Annotated in this window: 23 protein-coding genes; 13 read left to right on the top strand and 10 right to left on the bottom strand. The window is 53.8% G+C overall.

Going from position 1 to position 25,013, the window contains the following annotated elements:
* Positions 1-10: 10 nt before the first annotated feature.
* Positions 11-1,567 carry a histidine ammonia-lyase gene (hutH, locus tag GC090_RS14120; protein ID WP_324020154.1) on the bottom strand — a complete coding sequence of 519 codons (1,557 nt, stop codon included), beginning with the start codon at positions 1,565-1,567 and terminating at the stop codon, positions 11-13.
* A gap of 303 nt (positions 1,568-1,870) precedes the next feature.
* On the opposite strand from hutH, the gene hutC reads away from it, so the two are divergent.
* Positions 1,871-2,626, top strand: a complete 756-nt coding sequence (hutC, locus tag GC090_RS14115; RefSeq protein ID WP_324020152.1) for a histidine utilization transcriptional repressor HutC — start codon at positions 1,871-1,873, stop codon at positions 2,624-2,626.
* Here the strand turns inward: hutC and GC090_RS14110 are convergent.
* Together GC090_RS14110 and GC090_RS14105 are read right to left on the bottom strand one after the other, a co-directional pair.
* Positions 2,610-3,155: a HutD/Ves family protein gene (locus tag GC090_RS14110; protein WP_110267751.1), complete on the bottom strand. Its 546-nt coding sequence runs from the start codon at positions 3,153-3,155 to the stop codon at positions 2,610-2,612. The two genes, hutC and GC090_RS14110, sit on opposite strands and share 17 nt — an antisense overlap.
* Positions 3,152-4,507, bottom strand: coding sequence for a formimidoylglutamate deiminase (locus GC090_RS14105; protein WP_058701054.1), 1,356 nt, complete (start codon positions 4,505-4,507; stop codon positions 3,152-3,154). The genes GC090_RS14110 and GC090_RS14105 overlap by 4 nt, the downstream gene beginning before the upstream one ends.
* 84 nt (positions 4,508-4,591) lie before the next feature.
* Between GC090_RS14105 and hutI the strand changes: the two genes are divergently transcribed.
* Both hutI and hutG read left to right on the top strand, forming a co-directional pair.
* The gene (gene hutI, locus GC090_RS14100) at positions 4,592-5,809 is read left to right on the top strand and encodes an imidazolonepropionase (protein WP_110267749.1); all 1,218 of its coding nucleotides are present in this window, start codon (positions 4,592-4,594) and stop codon (positions 5,807-5,809) included.
* A complete protein-coding gene (hutG, locus tag GC090_RS14095; protein WP_324020149.1) occupies positions 5,806-6,594 on the top strand; it encodes an N-formylglutamate deformylase in 789 nt (262 codons plus the stop codon). The genes hutI and hutG overlap by 4 nt, the downstream gene beginning before the upstream one ends.
* A 191-nt stretch (positions 6,595-6,785) precedes the next feature.
* Here the strand turns inward: hutG and GC090_RS14090 are convergent, their stop codons facing one another.
* On the bottom strand, positions 6,786-7,415 hold the full coding sequence (locus GC090_RS14090; protein WP_375093134.1) for a flavin reductase family protein: 630 nt from the start codon (positions 7,413-7,415) through the stop codon (positions 6,786-6,788).
* Between the two features lie 325 nt (positions 7,416-7,740).
* Between GC090_RS14090 and GC090_RS14085 the strand changes: the two genes are divergently transcribed.
* Both GC090_RS14085 and rlmF read left to right on the top strand, forming a co-directional pair.
* Complete coding sequence (locus GC090_RS14085; protein ID WP_033737689.1) at positions 7,741-8,847, top strand: SDR family oxidoreductase; 1,107 nt, start codon at positions 7,741-7,743, stop codon at positions 8,845-8,847.
* Positions 8,848-9,053: 206 nt separating this feature from the next.
* The gene (gene rlmF / locus GC090_RS14080) at positions 9,054-9,977 is read left to right on the top strand and encodes a 23S rRNA (adenine(1618)-N(6))-methyltransferase RlmF (protein WP_324020147.1); all 924 of its coding nucleotides are present in this window, start codon (positions 9,054-9,056) and stop codon (positions 9,975-9,977) included.
* 80 nt (positions 9,978-10,057) lie between these two features.
* Here the strand turns inward: rlmF and glnQ are convergent, their stop codons facing one another.
* The 5 genes from glnQ to rhtA all read right to left on the bottom strand — a co-directional run bounded on the left by glnQ (position 10,058) and on the right by rhtA (position 14,329).
* Positions 10,058-10,780, bottom strand: coding sequence for a glutamine ABC transporter ATP-binding protein GlnQ (gene glnQ / locus GC090_RS14075; RefSeq protein ID WP_039341430.1), 723 nt, complete (start codon positions 10,778-10,780; stop codon positions 10,058-10,060).
* Positions 10,777-11,436 (bottom strand): glutamine ABC transporter permease GlnP, encoded by a 660-nt coding sequence (glnP, locus tag GC090_RS14070; RefSeq protein ID WP_033737688.1) that lies wholly within the window; start codon positions 11,434-11,436, stop codon positions 10,777-10,779. The genes glnQ and glnP overlap by 4 nt, the downstream gene beginning before the upstream one ends.
* 78 nt (positions 11,437-11,514) lie before the next feature.
* The gene (glnH, locus tag GC090_RS14065; RefSeq protein ID WP_033737687.1) at positions 11,515-12,261 is read right to left on the bottom strand and encodes a glutamine ABC transporter substrate-binding protein GlnH; all 747 of its coding nucleotides are present in this window, start codon (positions 12,259-12,261) and stop codon (positions 11,515-11,517) included.
* Positions 12,262-12,592: 331 nt separating this feature from the next.
* Positions 12,593-13,096 carry a DNA starvation/stationary phase protection protein Dps gene (gene dps, locus GC090_RS14060; protein WP_033737686.1) on the bottom strand — a complete coding sequence of 168 codons (504 nt, stop codon included), beginning with the start codon at positions 13,094-13,096 and terminating at the stop codon, positions 12,593-12,595.
* Between the two features lie 321 nt (positions 13,097-13,417).
* Positions 13,418-14,329 carry a threonine/homoserine exporter RhtA gene (rhtA, locus tag GC090_RS14055; RefSeq protein ID WP_133745103.1) on the bottom strand — a complete coding sequence of 304 codons (912 nt, stop codon included), beginning with the start codon at positions 14,327-14,329 and terminating at the stop codon, positions 13,418-13,420.
* Between the two features lie 369 nt (positions 14,330-14,698).
* On the opposite strand from rhtA, the gene ompX reads away from it, so the two are divergent.
* Positions 14,699-15,211: an outer membrane protein OmpX gene (gene ompX, locus GC090_RS14050; protein ID WP_033737684.1), complete on the top strand. Its 513-nt coding sequence runs from the start codon at positions 14,699-14,701 to the stop codon at positions 15,209-15,211.
* 389 nt (positions 15,212-15,600) lie between these two features.
* Here the strand turns inward: ompX and GC090_RS14045 are convergent, their stop codons facing one another.
* Positions 15,601-15,786 carry a hypothetical protein gene (locus GC090_RS14045; protein ID WP_133745104.1) on the bottom strand — a complete coding sequence of 62 codons (186 nt, stop codon included), beginning with the start codon at positions 15,784-15,786 and terminating at the stop codon, positions 15,601-15,603.
* Positions 15,787-15,998: 212 nt separating this feature from the next.
* Between GC090_RS14045 and mntR the strand changes: the two genes are divergently transcribed.
* The 7 genes from mntR (at position 15,999) to GC090_RS14010 (ending at position 24,997) form a co-directional block, all read left to right on the top strand.
* Positions 15,999-16,457 carry a manganese-binding transcriptional regulator MntR gene (gene mntR / locus GC090_RS14040; protein ID WP_033737682.1) on the top strand — a complete coding sequence of 153 codons (459 nt, stop codon included), beginning with the start codon at positions 15,999-16,001 and terminating at the stop codon, positions 16,455-16,457.
* A gap of 24 nt (positions 16,458-16,481) precedes the next feature.
* Positions 16,482-17,591, top strand: coding sequence for an SLC13 family permease (locus GC090_RS14035; RefSeq protein ID WP_054634256.1), 1,110 nt, complete (start codon positions 16,482-16,484; stop codon positions 17,589-17,591).
* Between the two features lie 143 nt (positions 17,592-17,734).
* Positions 17,735-18,883 carry an HlyD family secretion protein gene (locus GC090_RS14030; RefSeq protein WP_324020144.1) on the top strand — a complete coding sequence of 383 codons (1,149 nt, stop codon included), beginning with the start codon at positions 17,735-17,737 and terminating at the stop codon, positions 18,881-18,883.
* Positions 18,880-20,448 carry a DHA2 family efflux MFS transporter permease subunit gene (locus tag GC090_RS14025; RefSeq protein ID WP_033737679.1) on the top strand — a complete coding sequence of 523 codons (1,569 nt, stop codon included), beginning with the start codon at positions 18,880-18,882 and terminating at the stop codon, positions 20,446-20,448. Before GC090_RS14030 ends, GC090_RS14025 begins: the two co-directional genes overlap by 4 nt.
* 1 nt (position 20,449) lies before the next feature.
* Positions 20,450-21,979: an efflux transporter outer membrane subunit gene (locus tag GC090_RS14020; protein ID WP_058701048.1), complete on the top strand. Its 1,530-nt coding sequence runs from the start codon at positions 20,450-20,452 to the stop codon at positions 21,977-21,979.
* Between the two features lie 702 nt (positions 21,980-22,681).
* Entirely contained in the window at positions 22,682-23,083 is a 402-nt protein-coding gene (locus tag GC090_RS14015) for an H-NS family histone-like protein (protein WP_014606234.1), read from the top strand.
* 321 nt (positions 23,084-23,404) lie between these two features.
* A complete protein-coding gene (locus GC090_RS14010; RefSeq protein ID WP_039341417.1) occupies positions 23,405-24,997 on the top strand; it encodes an ABC-F family ATPase in 1,593 nt (530 codons plus the stop codon).
* The last annotated feature ends 16 nt before the right edge of the window (positions 24,998-25,013 follow it).

Genomic DNA, 25,013 nt, shown 5'->3' with positions numbered 1-25,013 from the left:
GACGGATTCCTTATTCAACTGAATGGGTGCCTATGCTGGGTAACAATGCGGTGAGTGCCTGCGGCCAGTCGCAGCGGCTTGCCCACTGGCGCATCGCTTCGATGTCCGGTGCCAGCAGGCGGTCTTCCTCAAGGAAGGCGACGCGTTCGCGGATCGTGCCAATGGCCTGTTCTATCAGTGCAGAACTTTGCAGGGGACGATGAAACTCAATGCCCTGGGCCGCTGCCATGGCTTCAATGCCGACTACCGCCGCGCTGTTAAAGCACATGTCGCCCAGTCGGCGGGCGGCATAGGTGGCCATCGACACGTGATCTTCCTGGTTAGCCGAGGTAGGTAAACTGTCGACGCTGCCGGGATGCGCCAGCGATTTATTTTCGGAGGCGAGCGCCGCCGCGGTGACCTGAGCAATCATAAAACCGGAGTTCACGCCGCCGTCGCGGACCAGGAAAGGGGGCAGACCGGACAAACCGGTATCCAGCAGCAGGGCCAGTCGACGTTCAGAGATGGCGCCCACTTCGGCGACGGCCAGGGCAATAATGTCTGCGGCAAAAGCCACGGGTTCAGCATGGAAGTTGCCACCGGAGATCACATCACCGGTTTCGGTGAACACCAGCGGGTTATCGGACGCGGCGTTGGCTTCAATCTGCAGGATGCGGGCGGCATGGCTGAGGTTATCCAGACACGCTCCCATGACCTGGGGGACGCAGCGGACAGAGTAGGGGTCCTGCACGCGCCCACAATGGGTATGAGAACCCAGGATCTCGCTGCCTTCAATCAGGGCGGTGACGGCGGCCGCCACGGCAATCTGGCCATGCTGGCCACGCGCCTGATGAATACGCGCGTCGAACGGTTTTAATGAGCCTTTAATCGCTTCCAGCGACAGCGCGCCCGCCATTAAGCCTGCGGCAAACAGATTTTCCGCTTCGAACAGGCCGCGCAGGGCCAGCGCAGTCGATACCTGGGTACCGTTGAGTAAGGCCAGCCCTTCTTTGGGACCCAGCACAAACGGCGTCAGGCCCACTTTTGCCAGACCTTCCGTCGCCGGAATGCGTTCACCGTTGACCCGTACTTCACCTTCACCCAGCAGCATCAGCGACATGTGCGCCAGTGGGGCCAGATCGCCAGAGGCCCCCACCGATCCTTTGGCGGGAATGCACGGCATCACGCCCGCATTGAACAGGGCCAGCAACGCCTCCACCAGTTCAATCCGCACGCCAGAATGACCACGGGAAAGGCTGATGATTTTGCTGGCGACCACCAGGCGCGTCACGTTATCGGGCAGAAGTTCCCCCAGGCCGACGCTGTGAGACAGCACCAGGTTTCGCTGTAGATCGGCAAGACGGCTGGCGGGGATTTGAGTCTGCGCCAGTTTACCGAAACCGGTATTGATGCCGTACACCACGCTACCGGAGGCCACAATCGCTTCAACGGTTTGTTGCGCTTCAGTGATGGCGCGGCGAGCGCCGTCATCAAGGCTGAGTGTGACGTTACCTTGATATATTGCGCGCAACATCGCGAGATCGACCTTGCCTGGCACCAGACGTAATCCCTGAGACGAACCTGACATACTTTGCTCCTGTCTATACAAGGGTTGGCTTATTCGCTGGCCGTTCTGTTGACCCGAATAGCGGAATAACGCGAGTGAAACATAACTGTCTATTCTTGTCTATACAAGTTGCAATCAGCATGCCAGACCGATCACAAAATTGATCAGGCATTAACAGAGGGCTAACGCGGGCAGCAGGCGGGTTTCCTGCACCGCTGTAAGGCAGCAGGTGCACGGTTTACGTGCCGATCTCAGGCTGGAATGTATATACATCCAGCCCGTCAGGCAGTAAACTTTGGGCATTATCAGCTTAAGGAATACGATATGGCCGAGCACACGGCAATTGCACAACTGGCAGCGGCCATGAGTGACGAACCCGCACCCATCTATCAACGGGTTAAACAGGCGATCATCAGCCAGATTCGTGAAGGCCACTGGAAAGCTAACCAACGGGTGCCTTCAGAAAGCGAGCTGGTGAATGAGCTTGGCGTAAGTCGTATGACGATTAACCGGGCATTGCGGGAATTAACCAGCGAAGGATTTCTGGTACGTATGCAAGGGGTTGGTACGTTTGTCGCGGAGATGAAAGGCTACACAGCCATGCTTGAGGTGCACAACATCGCGGATGAAATTGCGCAGCGGGGTCATCAGCACAGCTGCAAAATTCTCACCATTGGTCAGAATAAAGCCGATCCGGAACAGGCTTCCGTTCTGGGCCTGACAACCGGACAAACGCTGTTTCATTCTCTGATTGTGCATTATGAAAATGACATGCCGGTGCAACTGGAAGATCGGCTGGTGAATCCACAACTGGCCCCGGATTACCTGGCCCAGGATTACCACACGCTCACGCCTTATACGTACCTGATGCGCGCGGCACCGTTGACGGCAGGTGAACATATCGTTGAGGCGGTGATGCCGGATGCGCGACAGCGTAAACATCTGGCGATTGATGAGCACGAACCTTGTCTGCTTATCCGTCGCCAGACCTGGAGCGATAGCAAGATTGTGACCTATGCGCGTTTACTCTATCCCGGCTCGCGTTACAAGCTGCTGGGGCGCTTTAAAGGGCACGGGTAAGACGAATAAACAGTAACCTCGCATCCTGGCTGTCCGGCTGCAGTCGGGTGGGATGATCGACCCACCAGACGCCCTGCTGCTCCGCTAATGGCGCATCGTGAACGATGCGCCATTCTCCTGCCAGCACCCATGCCACACCGTGCTCGCTGCTGACGGCGTCGGTGACGACGTCAGCCTGTGCCCGCCATTCGCCTCGTCGTGTCATGATGTTAAAATCCTGACTGGGCGCTTTACCCTGCAACTGAGCCTCAAGTGCCTGCTCCCCCGCAAAAGCCCAGGGCTTTTCCGGCAACAGGCGATGCGCGACGTTCTCGCCACGCAGCAGAACAGGGCTGCCGTTTAGCAGAGTGATAATGCGATCGACACCGGTAAACGCCGAGAAGGGGCCGTCGCTGGCGATGGTGGCAATACTGGCGCGCCAGGCGAAGTCGTTTGCCCCGGGCGGATAGCCGATAATTACACGTGTTTCGCCACCGCCGTTGCGCCAGCGACTGACGGGTAAGCTGTCTAAAGAAAAAACGCTTCTCATCGCAACGCTGCCATTGCCTGCGCGAAACGGGCTGCACAGGCTTCTTCTTCTGCATGATGGCCATCGCTGATCACCCGGTTACCCGCCACATACACGTCGCGAATCTGCTCGCGCTGGCCAGCAAACAGCCAGCGATTGAGCAGGGCAGACTCATCCACACTGCCCAGCCAGGCGTCATCGCGTAATACCAGCCAGTCGGCGCGTTGCCCGACGGCCAGCGCCCCACTCTTTATTCCGCAGGCCTGGGCACCGCCCGCCGCGGCCTGTTGCCACAGCAGATCGCCGACTGAGGGCTGGTCGGGCAGCGTGATGCGATTGCGACGACGGTCGCGCAGGCGTTGGGCATATTCAAGCCAGCGCAACTCCTCCTGAACACTGAGCGAGACATGACTGTCAGAGCCAATGCCCCAGCGTCCGCCCTGGGCGATATAGTCCACGGCGGGAAAAATACCGTCACCGAGGTTGGCTTCCGTGGTCGGGCAGAGCCCGGCAACCGCACCGCTGGCGGCAAGGCGCGTCACTTCGCTGTCATCAAGATGCGTTGCATGAATCAGGCACCAGCGTGCATCGACATCGAAACGCGTCATCAGCCAGCTCACCGGACGCTCGCCGCTCCAGGCCAGACTGTCATTGACTTCCTTCTCCTGCTCGGCGATGTGAATATGGATGGGTAACGTGGTCTCGCTGGCGCTGAGCACGGCATGCATTTGCGCTTCACTGACGGCGCGCAGTGAGTGAAAGCAGAGGCCTGCGTTGTGCAGGGGTTTATCTTTTATCCATGTCTGAAGACGTACCTGCTGTTGCAGATAGCTGTCGGTCTGCTGAATAAAGCGCTTTTGTCCCGGCACCGGCGGCTGAGCGCCAAAACCGCTGTAGCTGTAAAGCACCGGTAGCAACGTCTGACCTATGCCTGCCGTCTCTGCCGCCGCAATAAGCTGGCGCAGCATGGCATCGTCCGCATAAGGTTTACCGTCAATATCGTGATGCAGATAATGAAATTCTGCGACCTGGCAATAGCCGCCTTTTAGCATATCGATATACAGCAGGGCGGCGATATCACCTACCTGCCCGGGCGTCAGACGCTGCACCATGCGATACATCCGATCGCGCCAGGTCCAGAAGCTGTCCTGCGGATCGCCCGCCACTTCAGCCAGACCGGCCATGGCACGTTGAAAAGCATGTGAATGCAAATTCGCAATAGCGGGAATCACGTTACCGGCTAAACGTGTCGCTTCCCTGTCATCACCGTCGGGCGTAATCGCATCAATCATGCCCGCCGCGTTGACGCTGATACGCACCTGTTTATGCCAGCCTCCGGCCAGCCATGCGCGTGGCGCAAAAAAAGTTGCCATGGTTGATCCTCAAGGGATGTGGTTGTATATACATATACATACTTTAAAGTTTGCTGTAAACGGCAAGCGCATTGTGAGGCGGGAATGGCAGAAAAACTCCAGGTAGACAGCGTGTGGAGCGGGGCAGATGTGGTAACCATGCAAAGCGGCCACTATCATCTTATCGAACAGGGTGCGCTGGCAGTAAAGGCGGGCAGGCTGGTATGGGTTGGGCCCGCCGCCGCGATGCCGGCTTTTGAGGCGCGTGAACATCATCGTCTGCCGGGCGGGATCATCACGCCGGGTTTAGTGGACTGCCACACGCATCTGGTTTTTGGTGGCGATCGCAGTCAGGAGTTTGAGCAGCGCCTCAACGGCGTGAGCTATGCCGATATTGCGGCCCAGGGCGGCGGCATCCTTTCTACCGTTCGGGCCACCCGTGACGCCAGTGAACAAACGTTAGTGGAGACAGCCCGCTGGCGGTTGAATCGCTTGCTGGCCGAGGGCGTGACCACCGTCGAGATTAAATCCGGCTACGGTCTGGATGAAGAAAGTGAATTACGTATGCTGCGTGCAATTCGACAGCTCAGTCAGGAGGTGGCTGCGGATGTGCAGGCCACCTGCCTGGCCGCTCATGCGGTTCCGCCCGAATTTAAACAGGATCCCGATGGCTGGATCACGATCATCTGTGACCGCCTGTTACCTCAGATCAGCGCCGAAGGCCTGGCGGATGCGGTGGATGCATTTTGCGAACATCTGGCGTTTACCCCGCAGCAGGTCGCCCGGGTATTTGACCGGGCAACGGCGCTGGGCATGCCGGTGAAACTGCATGCCGAGCAGCTTTCCTCTTTGGGCGGAGCGGCGCTGGCCGCCCGTTATGGCGCGCTGTCCGCCGATCATCTGGAATATGCAACGGAAACGGATGTTCAGGCAATGGCAGAACAGGGTACGGTAGCCGTGTTATTGCCCGGCGCGTTTTATCTGCTGCGGGAAACGCAGCGCCCGCCGGTAGCGTTGTTCCGACGCTATGGTGTGCCCATGGCACTGGCGAGTGATGCCAACCCCGGCACATCGCCCGCGCTGTCGCTGCGCCTGATGCTGAATATGGGCTGCACCCTGTTCGGCATGACACCGGAAGAAGCGCTGGCAGGCGTGACCCTGTGGGGGGCAAAGGCGCTGGGGCTGGAGGCAAGTCACGGTTCGCTGGAGGCGGGAAAAGTGGCCAGTTTTGTTCACTGGCCGCTGGCCCGCCCGGCGGAACTGGTTTACTGGCTGGGCGGTGAACTGCCCTGTACCGTTATCTACCGCGGAGAAGTACAATGACACCTTTTCATTTTACCCAAGGGACTATCCCGCTGCTGGTCAGTATTCCCCATGCCGGCACGATGTTAACACCGGAAGTTGAAGCCGGGCTCAGCGATGCCGCCCGTGACTTACCGGATACGGACTGGCACATTCCACAACTATATGATTTTGTGCGTGATATGGGAGCCAGTCTGGTCATTGGCCGCTACTCACGCTTTGTTGTCGATCTCAATCGTCCCTCAGACAATCAACCGCTTTATACGACCTCCACCACCGGCCTGTTTCCGGAAACCCTGTTTGACGGCACGCCGACGTTTGTTGCGGGCAAAGCCCCCACGGATGCACAGCGACAGGGATATATTCAGACAATCTGGCAGCCTTATCATCAGCAGATCCAGCAGACGCTGGCGCAGATGAAAGCGGAATTTGGCTATGCGCTGCTGTTTGACGCCCATTCGATTGCCAGTGAAATTCCACGACTGTTTGACGGTCGCCTGCCGGATCTCAATATTGGTACCAATGACGGGGCCAGTTGCAGCAAACGCGTCATCGACGGGCTGACATCGGTATGCAGCGCGCAGGATCGCTATAGCTGGGTCGTCAATGGCCGTTTCAAAGGCGGCTACATTACGCGCGCTTACGGTCAACCCGACCGGCAGATCCAGGCGGTGCAACTGGAGCTGTCACAAATCAATTATATGGACGAGACACCGCCCTTTACCTGGCATGAAGCCCGCGCGGCAGAACTGAAAAAAGTCCTGAAGCCGCTGTTACACAGCTTTGTGGCGCAGGGCAAGGGCTGACGGCGACGTTCGTGATGCGTAGCGCCCGCCTGTCAGACGCAGGAATGTCACAGTAAAGCGCACTGGTCCGCGACGCGCCTGGCGGCAACGGCGCGAAGTCGTTACCCGCTGGCAGGACGATCGCTGGCTGGCACCTGAGATCGCCCGTGCGGTCAAAACGTTACGAACGCATTCGGCAGAACTGCTCTGACTTAGCTGCGGCGCGCATCGGGCCGCACCAGGTCAAAGCGCTGTGCTTCACTAATGCCGTAATACGCGCTGGGCCCACCGGCGCGTAAAATCGGTTCCGCTTTCGCCGTCTGATAAATACCGTTTTCCAGCAGGCTTTCGTCAATATGGATGGCAACGGCTTCGCCCAGCACCAGCCAGCTGTCGATGGCGCGCCCGCCGGCATCCTGTAACTGAATCAGTTGTGTCAGCCTGCATTCAAAATTCACCGGACTTTCCTGTACCAGACAGGCCTTGACCTGCGAGGCGGCCAGAGGGGTCAAGCCTGCCAGGGCAAACTCGTCCTGATCGGCTGGGGCAGAAATTGAGCTTTCATTCATGGCCTCCGCCAGCGGTCGGGTCGCCAGATTCCAGACAAATTCTTTTGTTTCAGCGATGTTTTGCACACTGTCTTTCCAGCCGCTGCTGGCGAAGCCAATAATGGGCGGCTGGTAATTGAAACAGTTAAAAAAACTGTAGGGCGCAAGGTTGCGCACGCCTTTTGCGCTGGTGCTGCTGATCCAGCCTATTGGACGTGGGCCAATGATGGCATTCAGTGGATCGTGAGGCAAACCGTGTCCGGCGCGGGGCTGATAGGAATAGCGTTTATGCATCGTCATCTCCTGGATAAAAACAGAGTCTAGCCTGGCCTGTCCGCCATGCGTTAAACCGTCAGAGCCGCACCGCTTTTTTGCGCATTGTTAACCAGATTAGTCTGGTTCAGCGACAGGAGGGAATGTTCTGTACTACAGCGTTAATAACTTTAAATATCAATATCTTAATTATTTATTTGATGAGCAATCCGCGAAAAGATGTGTTTAAAAAGTAAACGAAAGTTAAACGGAATCATTTTATACATTTTGTGCTAATGAAAGTTTCGTATTTGTTTAACGAAACTGAGGCATTATGCAATCTCATCAATTGTTCTCGTGGTCGAATATGAAAAAAATTCTTGTTACAGGATCTTCTGGATTCGTTGGTGGTGCAGTCGTGGCAGAATTGCTGATGCGCCAGGATGTTGAGTTATTGCTGCTCGTCAGAGCCAGCGATGCTAACCAGGGACTGGAGAGGGTTAAAGATAATTTAACCAAGTTTTCATGTTCGGCGCAGGCGATTGCGCGCCTGACAGCAGATCAAATTCTGGTCGGCGATTTGCTGGCCCCGGAGCTTTTCCTGGATGATGCGCGCATCGATCAGATCAGCCACGTTATCAACTGCGCAGCGATTGCGTCATTTGGTGAGAATAACGATATCTGGCGCGTCAACGTGGAAGGGACGTTTAAACTGGCCGCCAGAATGGCAGCCTTGCCTGAGTTTGTTAAATTCGTCCACGTCGGCACGGCGATGTCGTCTGCCCCGGATCACGGTGAGATTGTAAAAGAAGATCTGGTGCTGTCTTCACGCGAAGATCACATTGTCGATTACACCTATTCCAAGTCGTATATCGAAAATAAGATCAAACAGGAATTGCCGCATCTGCCACTGGTCATCGCGCGTCCGTCCATTGTGGTGGGCCACTCTCAGGAAGGGTGCACGCCGTCAGGCAGCATCTTCTGGGTGTTTAAAATGGTCATGAAGCTGGAGAAATTCCTCTGCTCACTCGATGACCGTGTTGATGTCATCCCGGTAGACTACTGTGCCAAATCGCTGGTGTTCCTGATGGATCATGGCTGCACCGAGGAGATGGTTTATCACATCTCTGCCGGCGAGCGCAGCAGTAATACCTTCTCTGAAATTGATTCGGCTTTTGCCAGTGCAGAAAAAAGTGCCCCGTTGGCACCGAATTATCTGCAGGTTGATTTCAGCGAAATCGTTAAAGAGCGTAAGAACTTTAAAAAGATCTACGGACCCTGCAACGAACGTCTAATGTTGCGCGCAATGCGTCTTTACGGCGAGTTCGCCCGTCTGAATGTAGTGTTCTCTAACGACAAATTACTGCGTCTGGGCATGAGCTCACCGCCAGGATTCACCAGCTATATTGACCGCTGTGTTGAAACCACCCGGGGCATGCCGATTCAGGATTTAATGCGCGTCGATTTTAAATAATCCCGCAGACTTAACGCCCCGCCAGCATTGTTGCTGGCGGGGCGCATTTTGCTTTTTTGCTCACCTCGCTTTCCTGCAACGACGCCGTACCCTCGCGATTTCGCACGTCCGCAACGTCGGCCTGCTGGCCGCTCTGTCCGAGAATGCGGTTTATTTTCTGCCCGCCACAGCGTATTGTACGCGCGCCTGAAAATATGAGAGAACGTATGAAAAAGTCTGCCAGCCCGTCCCCTTTCCATGCCCGTAACCGCCACCAGGGTGAATATGATTTTGCCGCGCTGACGGCAGCGCACCCGCTGCTGGCAGAAAAAGTCCGGCCCAACGGCTATGGCGTCATGTCGGTGGACTTTGCCGATCCTGAAGCGGTCATGCTGTTGAATCAGGCGCTGCTTAAACGGTTCTACGGCCTTGACTGGCAACTGGCGCCTGGTTCGTTGTGCCCGCCCGTGCCGGGGCGCGCTGACTATCTTCACTACCTGGCCGATTTACTGGCACTGGACAACCAGGGCAGGATCCCGCCGGCGGACATCCTGGATATTGGCTGCGGGGCGAACTGTATTTATCCCCTGATCGGCGCGGCGGAATATGGCTGGCGTTTTACCGGCACGGATATTGATGACGCGGCACTAAAAACGGCGACAAAAATTGTCGCGGCGAACCCGGGCATGCAACGCCTGATCCGCCTGCGTCGGCAAAAAAATCCCGCCGTGGTGCTGAATGGCGTGGTGAATAAGAATGAAAACTTCCATGCGGTCATCTGCAATCCGCCTTTTCACGCTTCTGCGGCAGAGGCGGCGGCCGGTTCACAGCGCAAAACGCGCAACCTGGGACTGGCACCGGCTGCACCGCTGAACTTTGGCGGCCAGCACAATGAATTGTGGTGCGAAGGGGGAGAAAAGGGCTTTGTCGGGAAAATGATCGCTGAAAGCGCCAGTCTGGCTCAGCAGGTCGTCTGGTTTACATCGCTGGTATCGCGCAAAGAGCATTTACCCGCGCTGGAGAAACAGCTGAAGGCGCTGGATACCCAGGTGGTACGTGTGGTCAATATGGCGCAGGGGCAGAAGCAGAGCCGGTTCCTGGCTTGGAGCTTTATGTCCGCCGCCCAACGCGCGCAGCGATTGTCCCGCTAACGCAGGCGCTTACGTCAGTTCGCCGCATCATCGTGTGGCGTCGCCAGAGAAAAACGGGCCGCCTGACGGCCCGTTCGCACTCAGGAAACGTGCTGTAAAAATTCGCGCAGACGCTCGCTGGGCGGATCACTGATCAGACGGTCCGGATCGCCGTCTTCGGCAATACGGCCTTTATCAATAAAGATCAGGCGCGACGCCACTTTCCGGGCAAAACCCACTTCGTGTGTGACGATAACCATTGTCATACCTTCTTCAGCCAGATCCTGCATGACTTTCAGCACTTCGTGACGCAGTTCTGGGTCCAGCGCGGAGGTGGGCTCATCAAACAGCATCATTTTGGGTTTCACCGCCAGTGCCCGGGCAATCGCCACGCGCTGTTGCTGCCCACCCGAAAGCTCAGAAGGGAAATGGTTGGCGCGCTCGGCCAGGCCCACTTTCGCCAGCAGGCTATGGGCCAGTTTTCGTGCGTCTTCTTTGCTGGCACCGCGAACGCGAATCGGGCCAAAAGCCACGTTATCCAGCGCACTCATCTGCGGGAAAAGGTGGAACTGCTGAAACACCATGCCGGCTTCCTGACGAATAAGGCGATCGTCTACTTTGGGATCGTTAACGTTCAGGCCATCGACGATCAGTTCGCCGCTGGTGATCTCTTCCAGCTTGTTGATGCAACGCAGCAGCGTCGATTTACCCGAACCGGAGGGGCCGATAATCACGACGACTTCACCCTGATTAATCTTCAGGTCGATATTGTGCAGCACCTGGGTTTGGCCAAAATGCTTTGAGACGTTTTTAAATTCAATCACAGGATTTTCACCCTTTTCTCAATACGGCGCAGCACAAAGCTCAACACCAACGTAATCACAAGATAAATAACGGCCACTGCGCTCCAGATTTCCAGCGCGCGGAAGTTACCGGCAATAATTTCCTGTCCCTGGCGGGTCAGTTCGGCCACACCGATCACAATAAACAGCGAGGTGTCCTTAATGCTGACAATCCACTGATTGCCCAGCGGGGGCAGCATACGACGCAGCGCCAGCGGCATGATGACGTAGCGCAGGGTTTCGCGGCCTGACAGGCCCAAAGCCAGCCCGGCCTCGCGAAAGCCTTTGTTAATGGACAGGACCGCACCGCGGGTAATTTCCGCAATATAGGCACCCGAGTTAATCATAATGGTTACCACCGCGGCGGTGAACGGATCGATGCGTAAATCCGGGAACGCCATAGGCAGGGCAAAATAGATGAACATAACCTGCACGACGATGGGCGTACCGCGAATGATTTCAATAAAAACCAGGGCGATATTATTGCTCAGCCAGCCACCGTATGCGCGGGCAAAACCCGCGACCAGGCCGATGATCAATCCACCGACCAGGCCAATAATGGAAATAATTAAGGTCAGTTTTGCGCCTTCGAGTAGCGCGGGCATGGCTGGCCAGATGACGCTCCAGTCAAAATCCATGGTGAAACTCCGCTGTTGTTGCGATGGAAAAAAGCAGGGACAGGGTCCCTGCTGAAAAATAAAAAACGGGCTCAGTGATTATTTCGGTTCAGTTCCGAACCACTTTTTATAGAGTTGATTGTAGGTACCGTTCTCTTTAAGCGTTTTCAGCGCCCCGTTCACTTTTTCACGCAGTTCATCACTGCCTTTCGGGAACGCAATGCCGTACTGCTGGGCTTCAATAGAATCACCTACAGCTTTGAAACGGCCTTTACCTGCGGTGTTGATGAAATAGAGGATATTGGGCGTATCGTGCAGCACTGCGTCAGCGCGGTTGGTGCCCAGTTCCATGTAAGCGTTATCGATATTCGGGAACTGACGCAGATCTTTCGTTTTGATGTGCGTCTTCGCATAATCTACGGAACCTGTGCCGCTCTTCACCGCCACCACTTTGCCGTTCAGATCGTCAATGCCTTTGATGTCTTTCTCGTTGTTACGCACCATGACCAGCAGACCGCTTTTGTAGTAGCCATCAGAGAACTCAATGGCTTTCTTGCGCTCGTCAGTAATGGTAATGCCGGCCAGTGCCACATCGACGTTGTGCGTCTGAAGGGCAGGGATGATGCCGCTGAAGTCCATCGGCTTCAGGGTGTAATCCAGTTTCAGTTCCTTCGCAATGGCATCCCATAAATCCACGTCAAAGCCGACATATTTGTCACCTTGTTTGAATTCAAACGGGACAAAAGCCGTATCGGTGGCGACGATCAGTTTCTTTTCTGCTGCGGGAGTGGAGAGAGAGAAGGCCAGCGCCAACGCGGCCACAGAGATGTTAAATAGCGATTTCATCATTTTTCCTTATTGCGACCAGGCACAGGGCCCGGGTTTGCGAGCTATCATTTGCGGGCTATCATATGAAAAAAGTATGCCAACTTTTCAAAATGTAAAAAATATAATGATCAGGAGATCATCGCTGACACGATTCTGCAACCTGTCGCGCCGATGCACCATTATGGTGGTCCGTTATGGTGCGAAGCGCTAAAGTGGTGCAGGAGTAGTGTGCATCAGAAGGCGAAAACGGGAAGGGCGCAGCGTCAGAAATGTTAACAAAGTCATAAATTATAGTAACACAGACGTAAAAAAGGCGGGTTTCCCCGCCTGGTAATAGCCTGTAAGACCGTTATTCGATATTAGACTCAATGAACCACAGGAATTTATCCAGGTCACGAGAAGCCGCGGTAAAAATATCGGCGGTATCTTCATCTTTCACTTCAGAAATCGCTTTGCGTGTATCGTTAGCCACCACAGCATAACGGTCGGCCAGCGCTTTCAGATGATCCTGTACGCTGTGGATATTCAGCGGATAGCTTTTCAGTGGCGTTTTATCGTTGACGACCTGAGTGGTACCCAGTGCTACACCACCCAGTTGCACCACGCGTTCCGCGATAGTGTCCTGATGGTCGGTGATGGTGGTACGGAAACCGTCCAGCATTTCGTGCACACCGATGAAGTTCGCGCCGCGCATGTTCCAGTGCGCTTGCTTAGTGATCAGGGACAGATCGATGAACTCCACGACCAGGCGATTGAGCACCTCAATGGTGGCGCGCTTTTCGTCATCTGCCACGTCATTACGGGTATAAAGTAGATCAGAAGATTTTGTTTTAACCAGTTTAGCGGTACTCATTGTTTCAGTCCTCTCTTTCAATGGTTGTCCTAATCAAGTACGAAACTAAGTATAGCAGCGATTTGTCGCCTTGCAGGATTGGCTTAATCAATGGATGAAATAGCATTCACCTTAGCGTGCGTGGGTGCGCGGGTGAAATAGTTAATAAATTGTTAAACTTAAAATTTCATAAAGCACTTTAAATACATAAGGTTAAATAAAAATTCAATCGAATGATTTTTACCTGTATTAAATATTAACTTTCTATTACACATTAACTGAAATAATTATCAGCATGAGAGTTATTGTTATTTAGCCTGCCTTTCAGCAGGCGGAAACCTGTTATGTCTTTTTATTATCAGATAATTCTATTGCATTTAACTGGCGCTTTCTGGGACGCATGGTCAGAGTAGCGCCGGACGAGGCCAGGATAATCGCCAGCAGCGCCAGACACTGCACGCCAGAAAGGCTCTCATTCAGATAAAGCATGCCAGACAGCGCCGCCACCGCAGGCTCAAGGCTCATCAGCGTACCAAAAATGCGCGCAGGTAAACGGGTCAGTGCCATCATTTCCAGTGAATAGGGAAGCGCCGTTGAAAGAAAGGCCACTAAAATGGCAACCGGCACGACGCTCCATTGCCAGATGCCGCTTGCGGCAAACGTCAGCCCTACGGGAACAAAAATCAGCGAAGCGATCAGAGAGCCGATGGCGACCGTTGCCGCGCCGTGCTCTGCGCCCGCGCGCTGCCCTGACAGAATATAGACTGCCCAACAGACACCGGCACCGAGCGCAAATAGTGCACCTATCGGATCGACGGAGGTAATACCGGTACTGAACGGCAGTAAAAACCACAGCCCAATGACCGCCAGTATGACCCAAAGAAAATCGAGTGGCCGACGTGAGCCGAGCAGCGCAAGCGTAAGCGGGCCAACAAACTCCAGCCCGACCGCGATGCCAAGCGGTACCGTCCGAATAGACAGGTAAAATAAAAAGTTCATCGTACCCAATGCTAAGCCATAAATAATCAGCGGCATGCGCTGTTCAGGACGAAAACGCAGTCGCCAGGGCTTGAAGATGAGGCAAAGGATGACGGTGCCAAAGCCAAGGCGCAATGCGGTGATGCCGGTGGCACCCACGGTGGGAAAAAGTGTTTTTGCCAGTGAGGCGCCGCCCTGAAGCGACAACATCGAGATAAGTAACACGACGACAGGGAGTAAAGCTGGCGTGAGCGATTTGAGTGGCGAAACTGACATCCTGTTGATACTTCCCAATCAATGAGCTAACAAGATGACCAGTGTAAAGGAAATGTTGGTCAAAAAGGGGACGTAAACTGATTTTAATTTTGTCTGTTTGCCTGCTTTTTAAGCAGTTTTTCCGGCTGGAAAGTAAATTAATGTCAGGTTTTTTTAGGAATTTACTTAAAGAATGAAAATTTGTTTGGGGTCATTATTGCAAGGATATGACGGTTTTTATAAGAAAAATGAATGACATAGGAAACTCCATTAACTTTCTGTTACACCAAACACTGTGTTAGACAACAAAATGCGGGCAGAGTTTCTCGCTATTTTTTGTTATATTTTTAGCGTTGTCAGGAGAGAAGTACTTTCACATTTGAGGTGGTTATGAAAAAAATTGCATGTCTTTCAGCATTAGCCTGTGTGTTAGCAGTCGCAACAGGTTCCGCCATGGCACAGAGCACCGTAACCGGTGGCTACGCACAGAGCGACTACCAGGGCGTTGCTAACAAAGCAAACGGCTTCAACCTGAAATATCGCTATGAAGACGGTTCTAACCCACTGGGTTGGATCGGCTCATTCACTTACACCGAGAAAGATCGTACCGAAGACGGCATTTACAATAAAGGCCAGTACTACGGTATCACCGGTGGTCCAGCATTCCGTCTGAATGACTGGGCAAGCATCTATGGTGTGGTTGGTGTTGGCTACGGCAAATACCAGGCTAACGACACCACTTCACGCGACAAAGCTGACACCAGCGACTACGGTTTCTCTTACGGCGCAGGTATGCAGTTCAACCCAATGGAAAACGTTGCACTGGACGTTGGCTATGAGCAGAGCCGCATCCGTAGCGTTGACGTTGGCACCTGGATTGCTGGCGTAGGCTACAGCTTCTAAGCGAGCTTAGTCGAGATTAAAAAAACGGCCCTCTTCAGGGCCGTTTTTATTGGTAACAAAAACCCGCGCTAATAACCTGCCTTTGTCTTTGTCTTTGTCTTTGTCTTTGTCTTTGTCTTTGCCACCGCGACTGTCCCTGTATCTGTCTTCTCCGCGCCGCATTACGTTCTGACATTAACCCGCGCCCCGGACTTCCCTGGCAGGAAGCCTTTTTTCCAGGCCCGCACAGAACAAAAGAAGGGCGCCTTACACAGCGGCTGTATTTTGACGCTTACCTTTACAGGAACAGCGCTAAGCGCAGGGCACAGAAGCGTGGATCAATGCAGGCGCGCGGCGAGGAAAGGAAAACAGGCCGCGCGTGGGTAATGAATCTGAATGTGAAAACGGATTCAGCCGCGCCAGATCAGTTTTTGGCAGTAGCGTGTTTCCGGCTGCTGGCCCAGCAGACGCTCAATAAGCATGAGGCGCAGCGTAAAAGGGGAGCGCGTCAGCAGGCACCACCAGGATTTTCCTGATGTTATTTTTTCGGCCTGGAAGCATTTGCTGCAGTCGATACAGCTTTTCAGAGTGCTCATAGCATCACCTCCCATAAAATTTAACGCAACGGTAAGCAGAGATCGTGCTTTAATGCATCACTCTGTTTACATTATCGACAAATATAGCACTGGCTATACCGTTTAGCCAAGGCTAACGACGAAAAATTTGAGCTTATTTGCGCCTGGTTTACAATGAGCGCAGCTAAATCCACACGGAAGGGCTGGTGTGGAAAAAATAAAGAGGAAGCTGAATGAGTCGTCGTGCCAAAAGCGTGGTTTCTGCCCCGCAAGGACCACTAAAAGATATTGAAGAGCATGTCGAAGGTTTTCGGCAGGTGCGCGAAGCGCATCGTCGTGAACTGATTGATGACTATGTTGAGCTAATCTCTGATTTGATTGGTGAGTTTGGCGAGGCGCGCCAGGTCGACATGGCCGCGCGTTTGGGGGTTTCGCAACCGACCGTCGCCAAAATGTTAAAGCGGTTAGGAACTGCCGGCCTGGTCGAGCAGGTGCCTTATCGCGGCGTCTTTTTGACGCGTGAAGGGGAAAAGCTGGCTGAAGAGAGCCGCGCCCGCCATCACATCGTTGAAACCTTCCTGTTAGCGCTTGGCATTAGTCCGGAAACGGCACGCCGCGATTCTGAAGGCATCGAACATCACGTCAGTGATGAAACCCTGGCCGTATTCCAGAAATTTTACCAAAACAATTAATCCTCAGTTAAGGCGCCGGACATCATGCCCATTGTGCTTCGCTCATTTCTGCATGACCATATATTGCACTTGTTAGTCGTTGTTGGGGTTGTTCTGCTGTTTCTTGCTCATTACCACTGGGCGGATCTGCCTGCCGCAGTGGACTGGCACACCATCATCACCCTGAGTGGACTGCTTATCCTCACCAAGGGGTTAGAAACCAGTGGGTATTTTGATGTTCTGGGCGGTCGGTTAATTGCGGGGTTTAAGCATGAGCGCACGCTGGCCCTGTTTATGGTGCTGGCGGCGGCGGTGCTCTCGACCTTCTTAACCAACGATGTGGCCCTGTTTATTCTGGTGCCGCTGACGCTGACATTGCGCAAGTTTTCCCATTTACCGATTTCCCGCTTAATCATCTTCGAAGCGCTGGCCGTAAATGCCGGTTCGTTGCTGACGCCGGTGGGCAATCCGCAGAATATTTTGCTGTGGAGCCACGGCTCGCTGAGTGTAGTCGGTTTTATCTGGCAAATGACGCCGCTGGCCGTCTGGCTGCTGTTAAGCCTGCTGGTCGTCACCTGGTTTAGTTTTGCCAAACGCGCGATTGAAAAACATGAGAACGCAGAACAGCACAGCTGGCAGAAGCCACTGTTTGCCGTCAGTCTGGCGCTTTACGTCTTGTTTATCGCCGCGCTGGAGTGGCACCTGACCGGCTGGGCGCTACTGCTGATTCTTGTCTGCTTTTTTATTATGGCGCGCCAGGTATTGCTGAATATCGACTGGAGCCTGCTGGTGGTCTTCATTGTCATGTTCCTGGACGTGTTCTTGCTGACACGCTTGCCTGTTGTGCAGGCCCATTTTGATGCGATTGCCCATCTTGCCAAAGGGGAGCTTTACCTGTTGGCGATTGGCTTGTCACAGGTGATCAGTAATGTGCCTGCCACGATCCTGCTTTTGCAGAAAGTGCCGCCTTCAGACGTCCTTGCCTGGGCGGTCAATATCGGTGGGTTTGGCCTGCTACCGGGTTCGCTTGCCAACCTGATTGCGCTGCGCATGGCGAAAGATCGTGCCATCTGGTGGCGCTTCCATCTGTTCTCCGTTCCCTTACTCGCATGGTCAATGCTGACCGGCTGGCTGTTGCTCAAACTGGTTGCCTGACGCGAACCTGTCCTGCCCTCGTGGCAGGACGTGCGAACTTTCTCAAGTTAAGTAAAGTTGTACTGGATTTTGTCAGTTTTCGATCTAATGTTTAGTTGACTTTCTACGCCCAGGACTGAGGGCCTTAGCCAGCGACGGACACTATGAGCGAGAACAACAACAACCGCGACCCACACCAGAAAGACACAGAAAACGCGCCCGATAAAAACAGCCCAGAACACGATAGCCAAAGCGATAACGACGAGAAACCGCGTAAGCGTCCCGGCAAAAAGCCGTTAATTATTTTGGCGGTCGTCGTGGTGGTGATGTTGATCGTGGCGTTCTTCTTCTGGTTTACCACCCGTAATGAAGAAACGACTGACGATGCGTTTACCGAAGGCAACGCAGTGACTATCGCAGCGAAAGCCTCGGGTTACGTCGTAAAATTGCTGGTGAAAGACAACCAGCGCGTGAAGAAGGGCGATCTGCTGGTGGAAATCGATCCCAGCGATAACGAAGCCCAGCGCGCGCAGGCAAAAGCACAGCTTGGCCTGGCCATGGCACAGTTGCATCAGGCTCAGGCGCAACTGGCACTGTCGCGCGTACAGTACCCGGCGCAACGCGACCAGGCGCTGGCCGATCAGGCCAAAGCCGAGGCCAACTACCTGAATGCGCAGGCGGATTACCGTCGTCAGCGCGGCGTCGATCCCCGCGCCACCAGTCAACGCAATATTGATTCAGCCTCGGCGCAGTTACGCTCCGCGCAGGCACAACTGCAAAGCGCCAAAGCTCAGGTGGAAGTCGCCTCGCAGGTGGCCCTGCAAATCCGTCAGCAGGAAACCAATGTTGAAGCGCGTCAGGAACAGGTCGAGCAGGCAAAAGCCCAACTGAATGTGGCCGAGCTGAATCTGTCTTACACCCAGGTTCGTGCTCCTTACGACGGGTTTGTGACTAAGCGAAACGTCCAGTTGGGGACGTTGGTTCAGGCAGGCAGCGCCTTGTTCTCACTGGTTTCCCCGGATATCTGGATCACCGCCAACTTTAAAGAGTCACAGCTGGAGCGAATGAATCCCGGCGACAAGGTAACCATCAGCGTGGATGCCTGGCCTGATATGAAACTTGAAGGCCACGTCGACAGCATCCAGATGGGCACCGGTTCGCGCTTTTCGGCCTTCCCGGCGGAGAATGCCACGGGCAACTACGTGAAAATCGTTCAGCGCGTGCCGGTCAAGATTGTGATTGATAAAGGACTGGATCCTAACCGTCCACTGCCACTGGGCTTATCGGTTGAACCGAAGGTAACCGTGGAATGAGTGAATCGCAGAGCTGGAAACCCGCCAGTAATCCGTGGCTCGTAGCCATTACGGTAACGCTGGCGGTATTTATGGAAATCCTGGATACCACCATCGTGAACGTGGCCCTGCCACATATCGCCGGTTCGCTCTCATCCAGTTACGATGAATCCACCTGGGTGCTGACCTCGTACCTCGTGGCGAACGGCATTGTGCTGCCCATCTCTGCCTTCTTCAGTCGTTTATTTGGCCGTAAACAGTTTTTCTTAATCTGTATCGTCATGTTCACGATCTGCTCATTTCTGTGTGGTATTGCCACCGAACTCTGGCAGATCATTCTGTTCCGCGTCCTGCAAGGGTTTTTCGGCGGCGGCCTGCAGCCTGTGCAGCAGTCGGTGCTGCTCGACTACTTTAAACCTGAGGATCGGGGCAAAGCGTTTGGCCTTTCCTCGATTGCGATTATCGTGGCGCCTGTTATCGGCCCGACGCTGGGCGGCTGGATTACGGATAACTATAGCTGGCGCTGGGTGTTCTTTATCAATATCCCGGTCGGTATCCTGACGATCATGGCCATTTTGCCGCTGCTGGAAGATCCGCCATGGGAGCGCAAGTGGGCCAAGGGCAAACTGAAAATTGACTACATCGGTATCGGTTTAATTACTCTGGGCCTGGGCTGCCTGCAGGTGATGCTGGATCGGGGTGAAGATGAGGACTGGTTTGCGTCGCACTTTATTGTGTTATTCGCGGTACTGGCGCTGGTCGGCATTGTCGGAGCCGTCTACTGGCTAATGTATGCCCGCAAACCGGTAGTCGACATTCTGGTAATGAAAGACCGTAACTTCTGGGTTGCGGGCCTGCTCATGGCCGGGATGGCGATGATTCTGTATGGTAGTTCCGTCGTGCTGCCTCAACTGGCCCAGCAGGATCTGGGTTATACGGCGACCTGGTCAGGGCTGGTGCTTTCACCCGGAGCCGTGCTGATTGTGCTGACGATTCCGCTGGTGCTTAAGCTGATGCCGGTCGTGCAAACCCGCTATATCATCGCATTTGGTTTTAGCTGCCTGGCCCTGGCGTTTTTCTACTCGTCCACGTTAACGCCCAATGTCGATTTCTCCACGCTGGTCATGATGCGCAGTGCGCAGTCTATTGGCCTGGGCTTCCTGTTTGTGCCGCTGACCACCATTGCCTTCATTACCATCCCACAACGCCTGAACGCGGATGCATCAGCATTATTTACGATGTTCCGTAACGTTGCGGGTTCGATTGGCATCTCATTATCCACGGCGGCAATTACGGAGCGGGAGCAGGCGCGTTCGGCCCACATGGTGCATAACATGACGCCGTTAAATGAACAATTTAACATTACCGTTCAGCACTGGGCGCAGGCGATTCGCGACTTTACGTCGGCGGTGGGCGATCCCGTGACGCTGGCAACCGGCCAGCTCTATAAAGAGATGATTGTCCAGTCACGCATTCTGGCTTATATCGACGTCTTTTCAGGCTTAAGTATTGTCGCCCTGATTTTGATTCCATTTTGTTGGCTGCTGTCGCCCGTCAAAAGCGAAGGCAGTGCAGGAGCACACTGACATGAAGGTTATGACTACGTATCGCCTGAATCCCTTTACCTTGTTGCTGACGTTATCGCTGGCAGGTTGCAGCGTGGGCCCGGACTACCAGGCGCCAAAACCTCAGCTGCCGGGCAGCTACCACGCGCTGGATTCTCAGGAGCGCTCGAAACCGCAGACGTCGGCCGTGGATACGCGCTGGTGGCGTAACTTCAACGATCCCCAACTGGACAGCCTGATTGCCCGCGCAATCGCGGGTAATCTGTCGTTGCAGCAGACCGTCCTGCGCATTGCGGGCGCGCGCGAGCAGTTATCTCAGGCGCAGGGCGGCTTATTTCCCAGCCTGAACGGTTCGGCAAAAGTCACGCGTCAGCAACTGGGGCTGGAAGGTTTGCTGAAAGCGAATGGGGTCAATGACCAGGTGGACAGCACTGTCGCCAGCCAGTTGAACGGGCTGACGCAGCCCGTCACCTTATATCAGGGCAGCTTCGATGCCAGTTGGGAACTGGATCTGTGGGGCAAGGTACGACGTCAGATCGAATCAGCCAATGCACAGCAACAGGCGGCCATTGAGCAACGTAACGATGCGCTGGTGTCGCTGGAAGCGGAAGTTGTCCGTGCCTGGTTACAACTGCGTGGGGCGCAGGCAACCGTCAACACGCTGCAACAGCAAATCGCGGTGGCGGATCAGACCTGGCAACTGACACAAAGCCAGCAGCGCAATGGCCTGGCGCCGTTAACCGATGTGGAAAATGCCCGGGCGCAGTTGAGCAGTTTACAGGCGCAGCTACCGCAGTATCAGGCGCAAACGCGTCAGGCGATGAACGGTCTGGCTGTGCTTATCGGTAAAACCCCCGGCGCGCTGGATGCAGAACTGCAGACGCCGAAAGCGCTGCCAGCCTTGCCGAATGCGGTCGCGGTCGGCATTCCCTCAACCTTAGCGCGTCGACGCCCGGATATTCGCCAGGCAGAGGCGAAACTCCATGCGCAAACCGCCGGGATCGGCGTTTCTGTCGCACAGCTGTTCCCCAGCCTCTCTCTTACCGGACAGTTGGGCGTGCGCAATACCGATGCCAGTTATCTGGACGACTGGAGCAGCCACTTCTATAGCGTGGGGCCTTCGCTGTCGATTCCCCTTTTTCAGGGAGGCCGGCTGGTTTCCAGCGTGAAGCTTGCACGTGCTCAGCAGGCCAGCGCGGCGCTGGATTATCGCCAGACGGTGCTGACGGCTTTGCAGGATGTCGAAAACGCCCTTGTGAGTTACCGGGCCGATCAGCAGCGCGTCACGGCGCTGGACGAAACGACCGGTGCACTGCAACGGACCTTTGATTTGGCGAGCGACAGCTATCGTCAGGGATTATCGACCTTCCTTGAGGTGCTTGATGCGCAGCGCCAGCTCGCCCAGGCCGAGGAGCAGGCAACACAGGCGCGCATGCAAAGCGGGCTGGATCTCGTGGCGCTCTACAAAGCGCTGGGCGGCGGCTGGGAAACCTATCAAAACGTTCAGCTCCCTCAGTATGACGTGTTTGGACCTGCGACCCAGGTAAATTAATCCTTCAGGCCGTGGCCTTGCGGCAGACCACGGCCTGTTATCAGACAGTGTAATACCTGCGCTTTATTATTTATCTGTTATATCGTTCAGTAAACTCATTTAATCACCCTTAAAGCTGGTGATTTAAAAGGGTTGCTGGCTATTTAGCCGGCGCACTTACTGTGAAGCATAAATTGTCTGTAAATGTATTCAACCTTATAACGGCTGTGAAACGCGGTCGCCTTGCCTGTGCCGATGCAGCATTTTTGTCGGGGAGTGAAGGGGGACAAAGGCAATATCCCCACATTTTATTCGCCATAAAGCCGATATTATTGTGGCGAAGCGCGATAAACCTCGTACCCGACGTCAGCTATTTTGTTCACAGACCGCGTGTTCCGGGCGGAGAACGTCTGAGTCAGGACAGGCAAATTAATCCAAATTCTTCACCGGTGTTAAAAAATATTCAGCGTTAAAATTTAAAAGCGCATAGCGAATTCATACAGTAAGTGTAATCAATGAAATCGTTTACATTGTGCAAGGATAGCAGGCATTTAGTGTTAATTTGAGGTTAATTATCTCTCCACATAAGCATTCTGAATACTTCACTGACATTTAAAAAACCTATCGGAATTATCTGTAGTAATAAATTAATTTATTTTTTTATTTGAATTAGGTAATCTTGACGCTACAGTTTAATTAAACCCCTTAATCAAGGATATTGTGATGAGTGACGCATTTAAAGTTCTAAACAACATTCGCACATTACGTGCCCAGGCTCGTGAACTGCCACTGAGCGATTTGGAAGAAATTCTTGAGAAATTGACCGTTGTAGTAACGGAACGTCGTGAAGAAGCGCACGCTGAAGAACAACAGAATCGTGAAAAAGAAGAGAAGTTATCGAAATATCGCGAAATGCTGTTGGCTGATGGCATCGATCCTAATGAATTATTAGGTGCGCTGGAGCAGGGTAAAAAACGCACTAAGCGTGCGCCACGTCCGGCTAAATATTCTTACACCGACGAAAATGGCGAGAAAAAATCATGGACCGGCCAGGGCCGCACGCCAGCAGCAATTAAAAAAGCGCTGGACGAAGGTAAAAGCCTGGACAGCTTCCTGATCGATTAATCGACACAATCCTTGTAAGTGGTAGCCGGCGACATTTATGTCGCCGGCTTTTTTTATTTAAAAAACCCTGCTCTTTGCTTTATTACTCTCGCTGTCATGCACCCGGTGTGGCGTGCGCAGGTAGGGCTTCCCCTCTGCGCAGCGTCCGGTACGTTTAGCCAGCGGCTGGGTTAAGCGGCAAACGTACGGGCAGTGAAAATAAAAAGTCATGCGTTTTCAACAGACACTCATGCAAGGGTAGCCGGAGACTGGCGTGCGCTACGTCACATCTGGCATAATAGCCGCCGTTTTCCATCCACTCTCTTCACTAAGGTCAATGCCGTGTTAGTTAGCAGCAATATCACCATGCAGTTTGGCAGCAAGCCACTGTTCGAAAATATCTCCGTTAAATTTGGCGGCGGTAATCGGTACGGTTTAATCGGTGCGAACGGCAGCGGAAAATCCACCTTCATGAAGATTTTGGGTGGCGATTTGGTGCCGTCGGGCGGCAATGTTTCCTACGATCCCAATGAACGTATTGGTAAATTACGCCAGGACCAGTTCGCCTTTGAACAATATAGTGTGATTGATACGGTAATCATGGGGCACCATGAATTATGGGAAGTGAAACAGGAACGTGACCGTATTTATTCCCTGCCCGAAATGAGCGAAGAGGAAGGCTACAAAGTCGCAGACCTGGAAGTACAGTATGGCGAAATGGATGGTTACAGCGCGGAATCGCGCGCCGGTGAATTATTACTTGGCGTGGGCATCCCGGTTGAACAGCATTACGGGCCGATGAGCGAAATTGCGCCAGGCTTTAAATTACGCGTTCTTTTAGCCCAGGCCTTGTTTTCTAATCCGGATATTTTGTTGCTGGACGAACCGACCAACAACCTGGATATCGATACCATCCGTTGGCTGGAGCAGGTGTTAAACGAACGCGACAGCACCATGATTATCATTTCGCACGACCGTCACTTCCTCAATATGGTCTGCACGCACATGGCCGATCTGGACTATGGCGAGCTGCGCGTTTATTCCGGTAATTATGATGAATATATGACCGCGGCCACCCAGGCGCGTGAACGTCTGTTAGCGGATAACGCCAAGAAAAAAGCGCAAATTGCCGATCTGCAGTCGTTTGTCAGCCGCTTTAGTGCCAACGCTTCTAAATCGCGTCAGGCCACCTCGCGCGCTAAACAAATGGATAAAATAAAACTGGAAGAAGTGAAAGCCTCCAGCCGTCAGAATCCATATATCCGTTTTGAACAGGATAAGAAACTGTTCCGTAATGCGCTGGAAGTGGAAGGCCTGACGAAAGGCTTTGATAACGGTCCTCTGTTCAAAAATCTTAATCTGCTGCTGGAAGTCGGTGAAAAACTGGCAATATTAGGGGCTAACGGTATTGGTAAATCCACGCTGTTAAAAACCCTGGTTGGCGAACTGACGCCAGAAAGCGGCAGCGTTAAATGGTCCGAGAATGCCAAAATTGGCTATTACGCGCAGGACCACGCAGACGATTTTGCTGACGATCTGACGGTTTTTGACTGGATGAGTCAGTGGAAGCAGCCGGGCGATGATGAGCAGGCCGTACGCGGTATTCTTGGCCGCCTGTTGTTCTCTCAGGACGACATTAAAAAGCCCGCGAAGGTGCTGTCAGGTGGTGAGAAAGGGCGCATGCTGTTCGGCAAGCTGATGATGCAGAAGCCTAACATTCTGATTATGGATGAACCCACCAACCACCTGGATATGGAATCCATCGAGTCATTAAACATGGCGCTGGAAATGTATGAAGGCACGCTGATTTTCGTTTCCCATGACCGTGAATTCGTCAGCTCACTAGCGACGCGTGTAATGGAAATCAAGGCAGATCGCATCGTCGATTTCACCGGGAATTACGAAGACTACCTGCGCAGTCAGGGCATCGTTTAAGGCCTGCGGGGTAGCG

The sequence above is a fragment of the Pantoea sp. JZ29 genome, assembly GCF_035190385.1.
Classification (GTDB): Bacteria; Pseudomonadota; Gammaproteobacteria; order Enterobacterales; family Enterobacteriaceae; genus Pantoea; species Pantoea stewartii.
The sequence above is the reverse complement of the archived record's forward strand: the minus strand, read 5'-3'. Positions and strand labels throughout refer to the sequence as shown.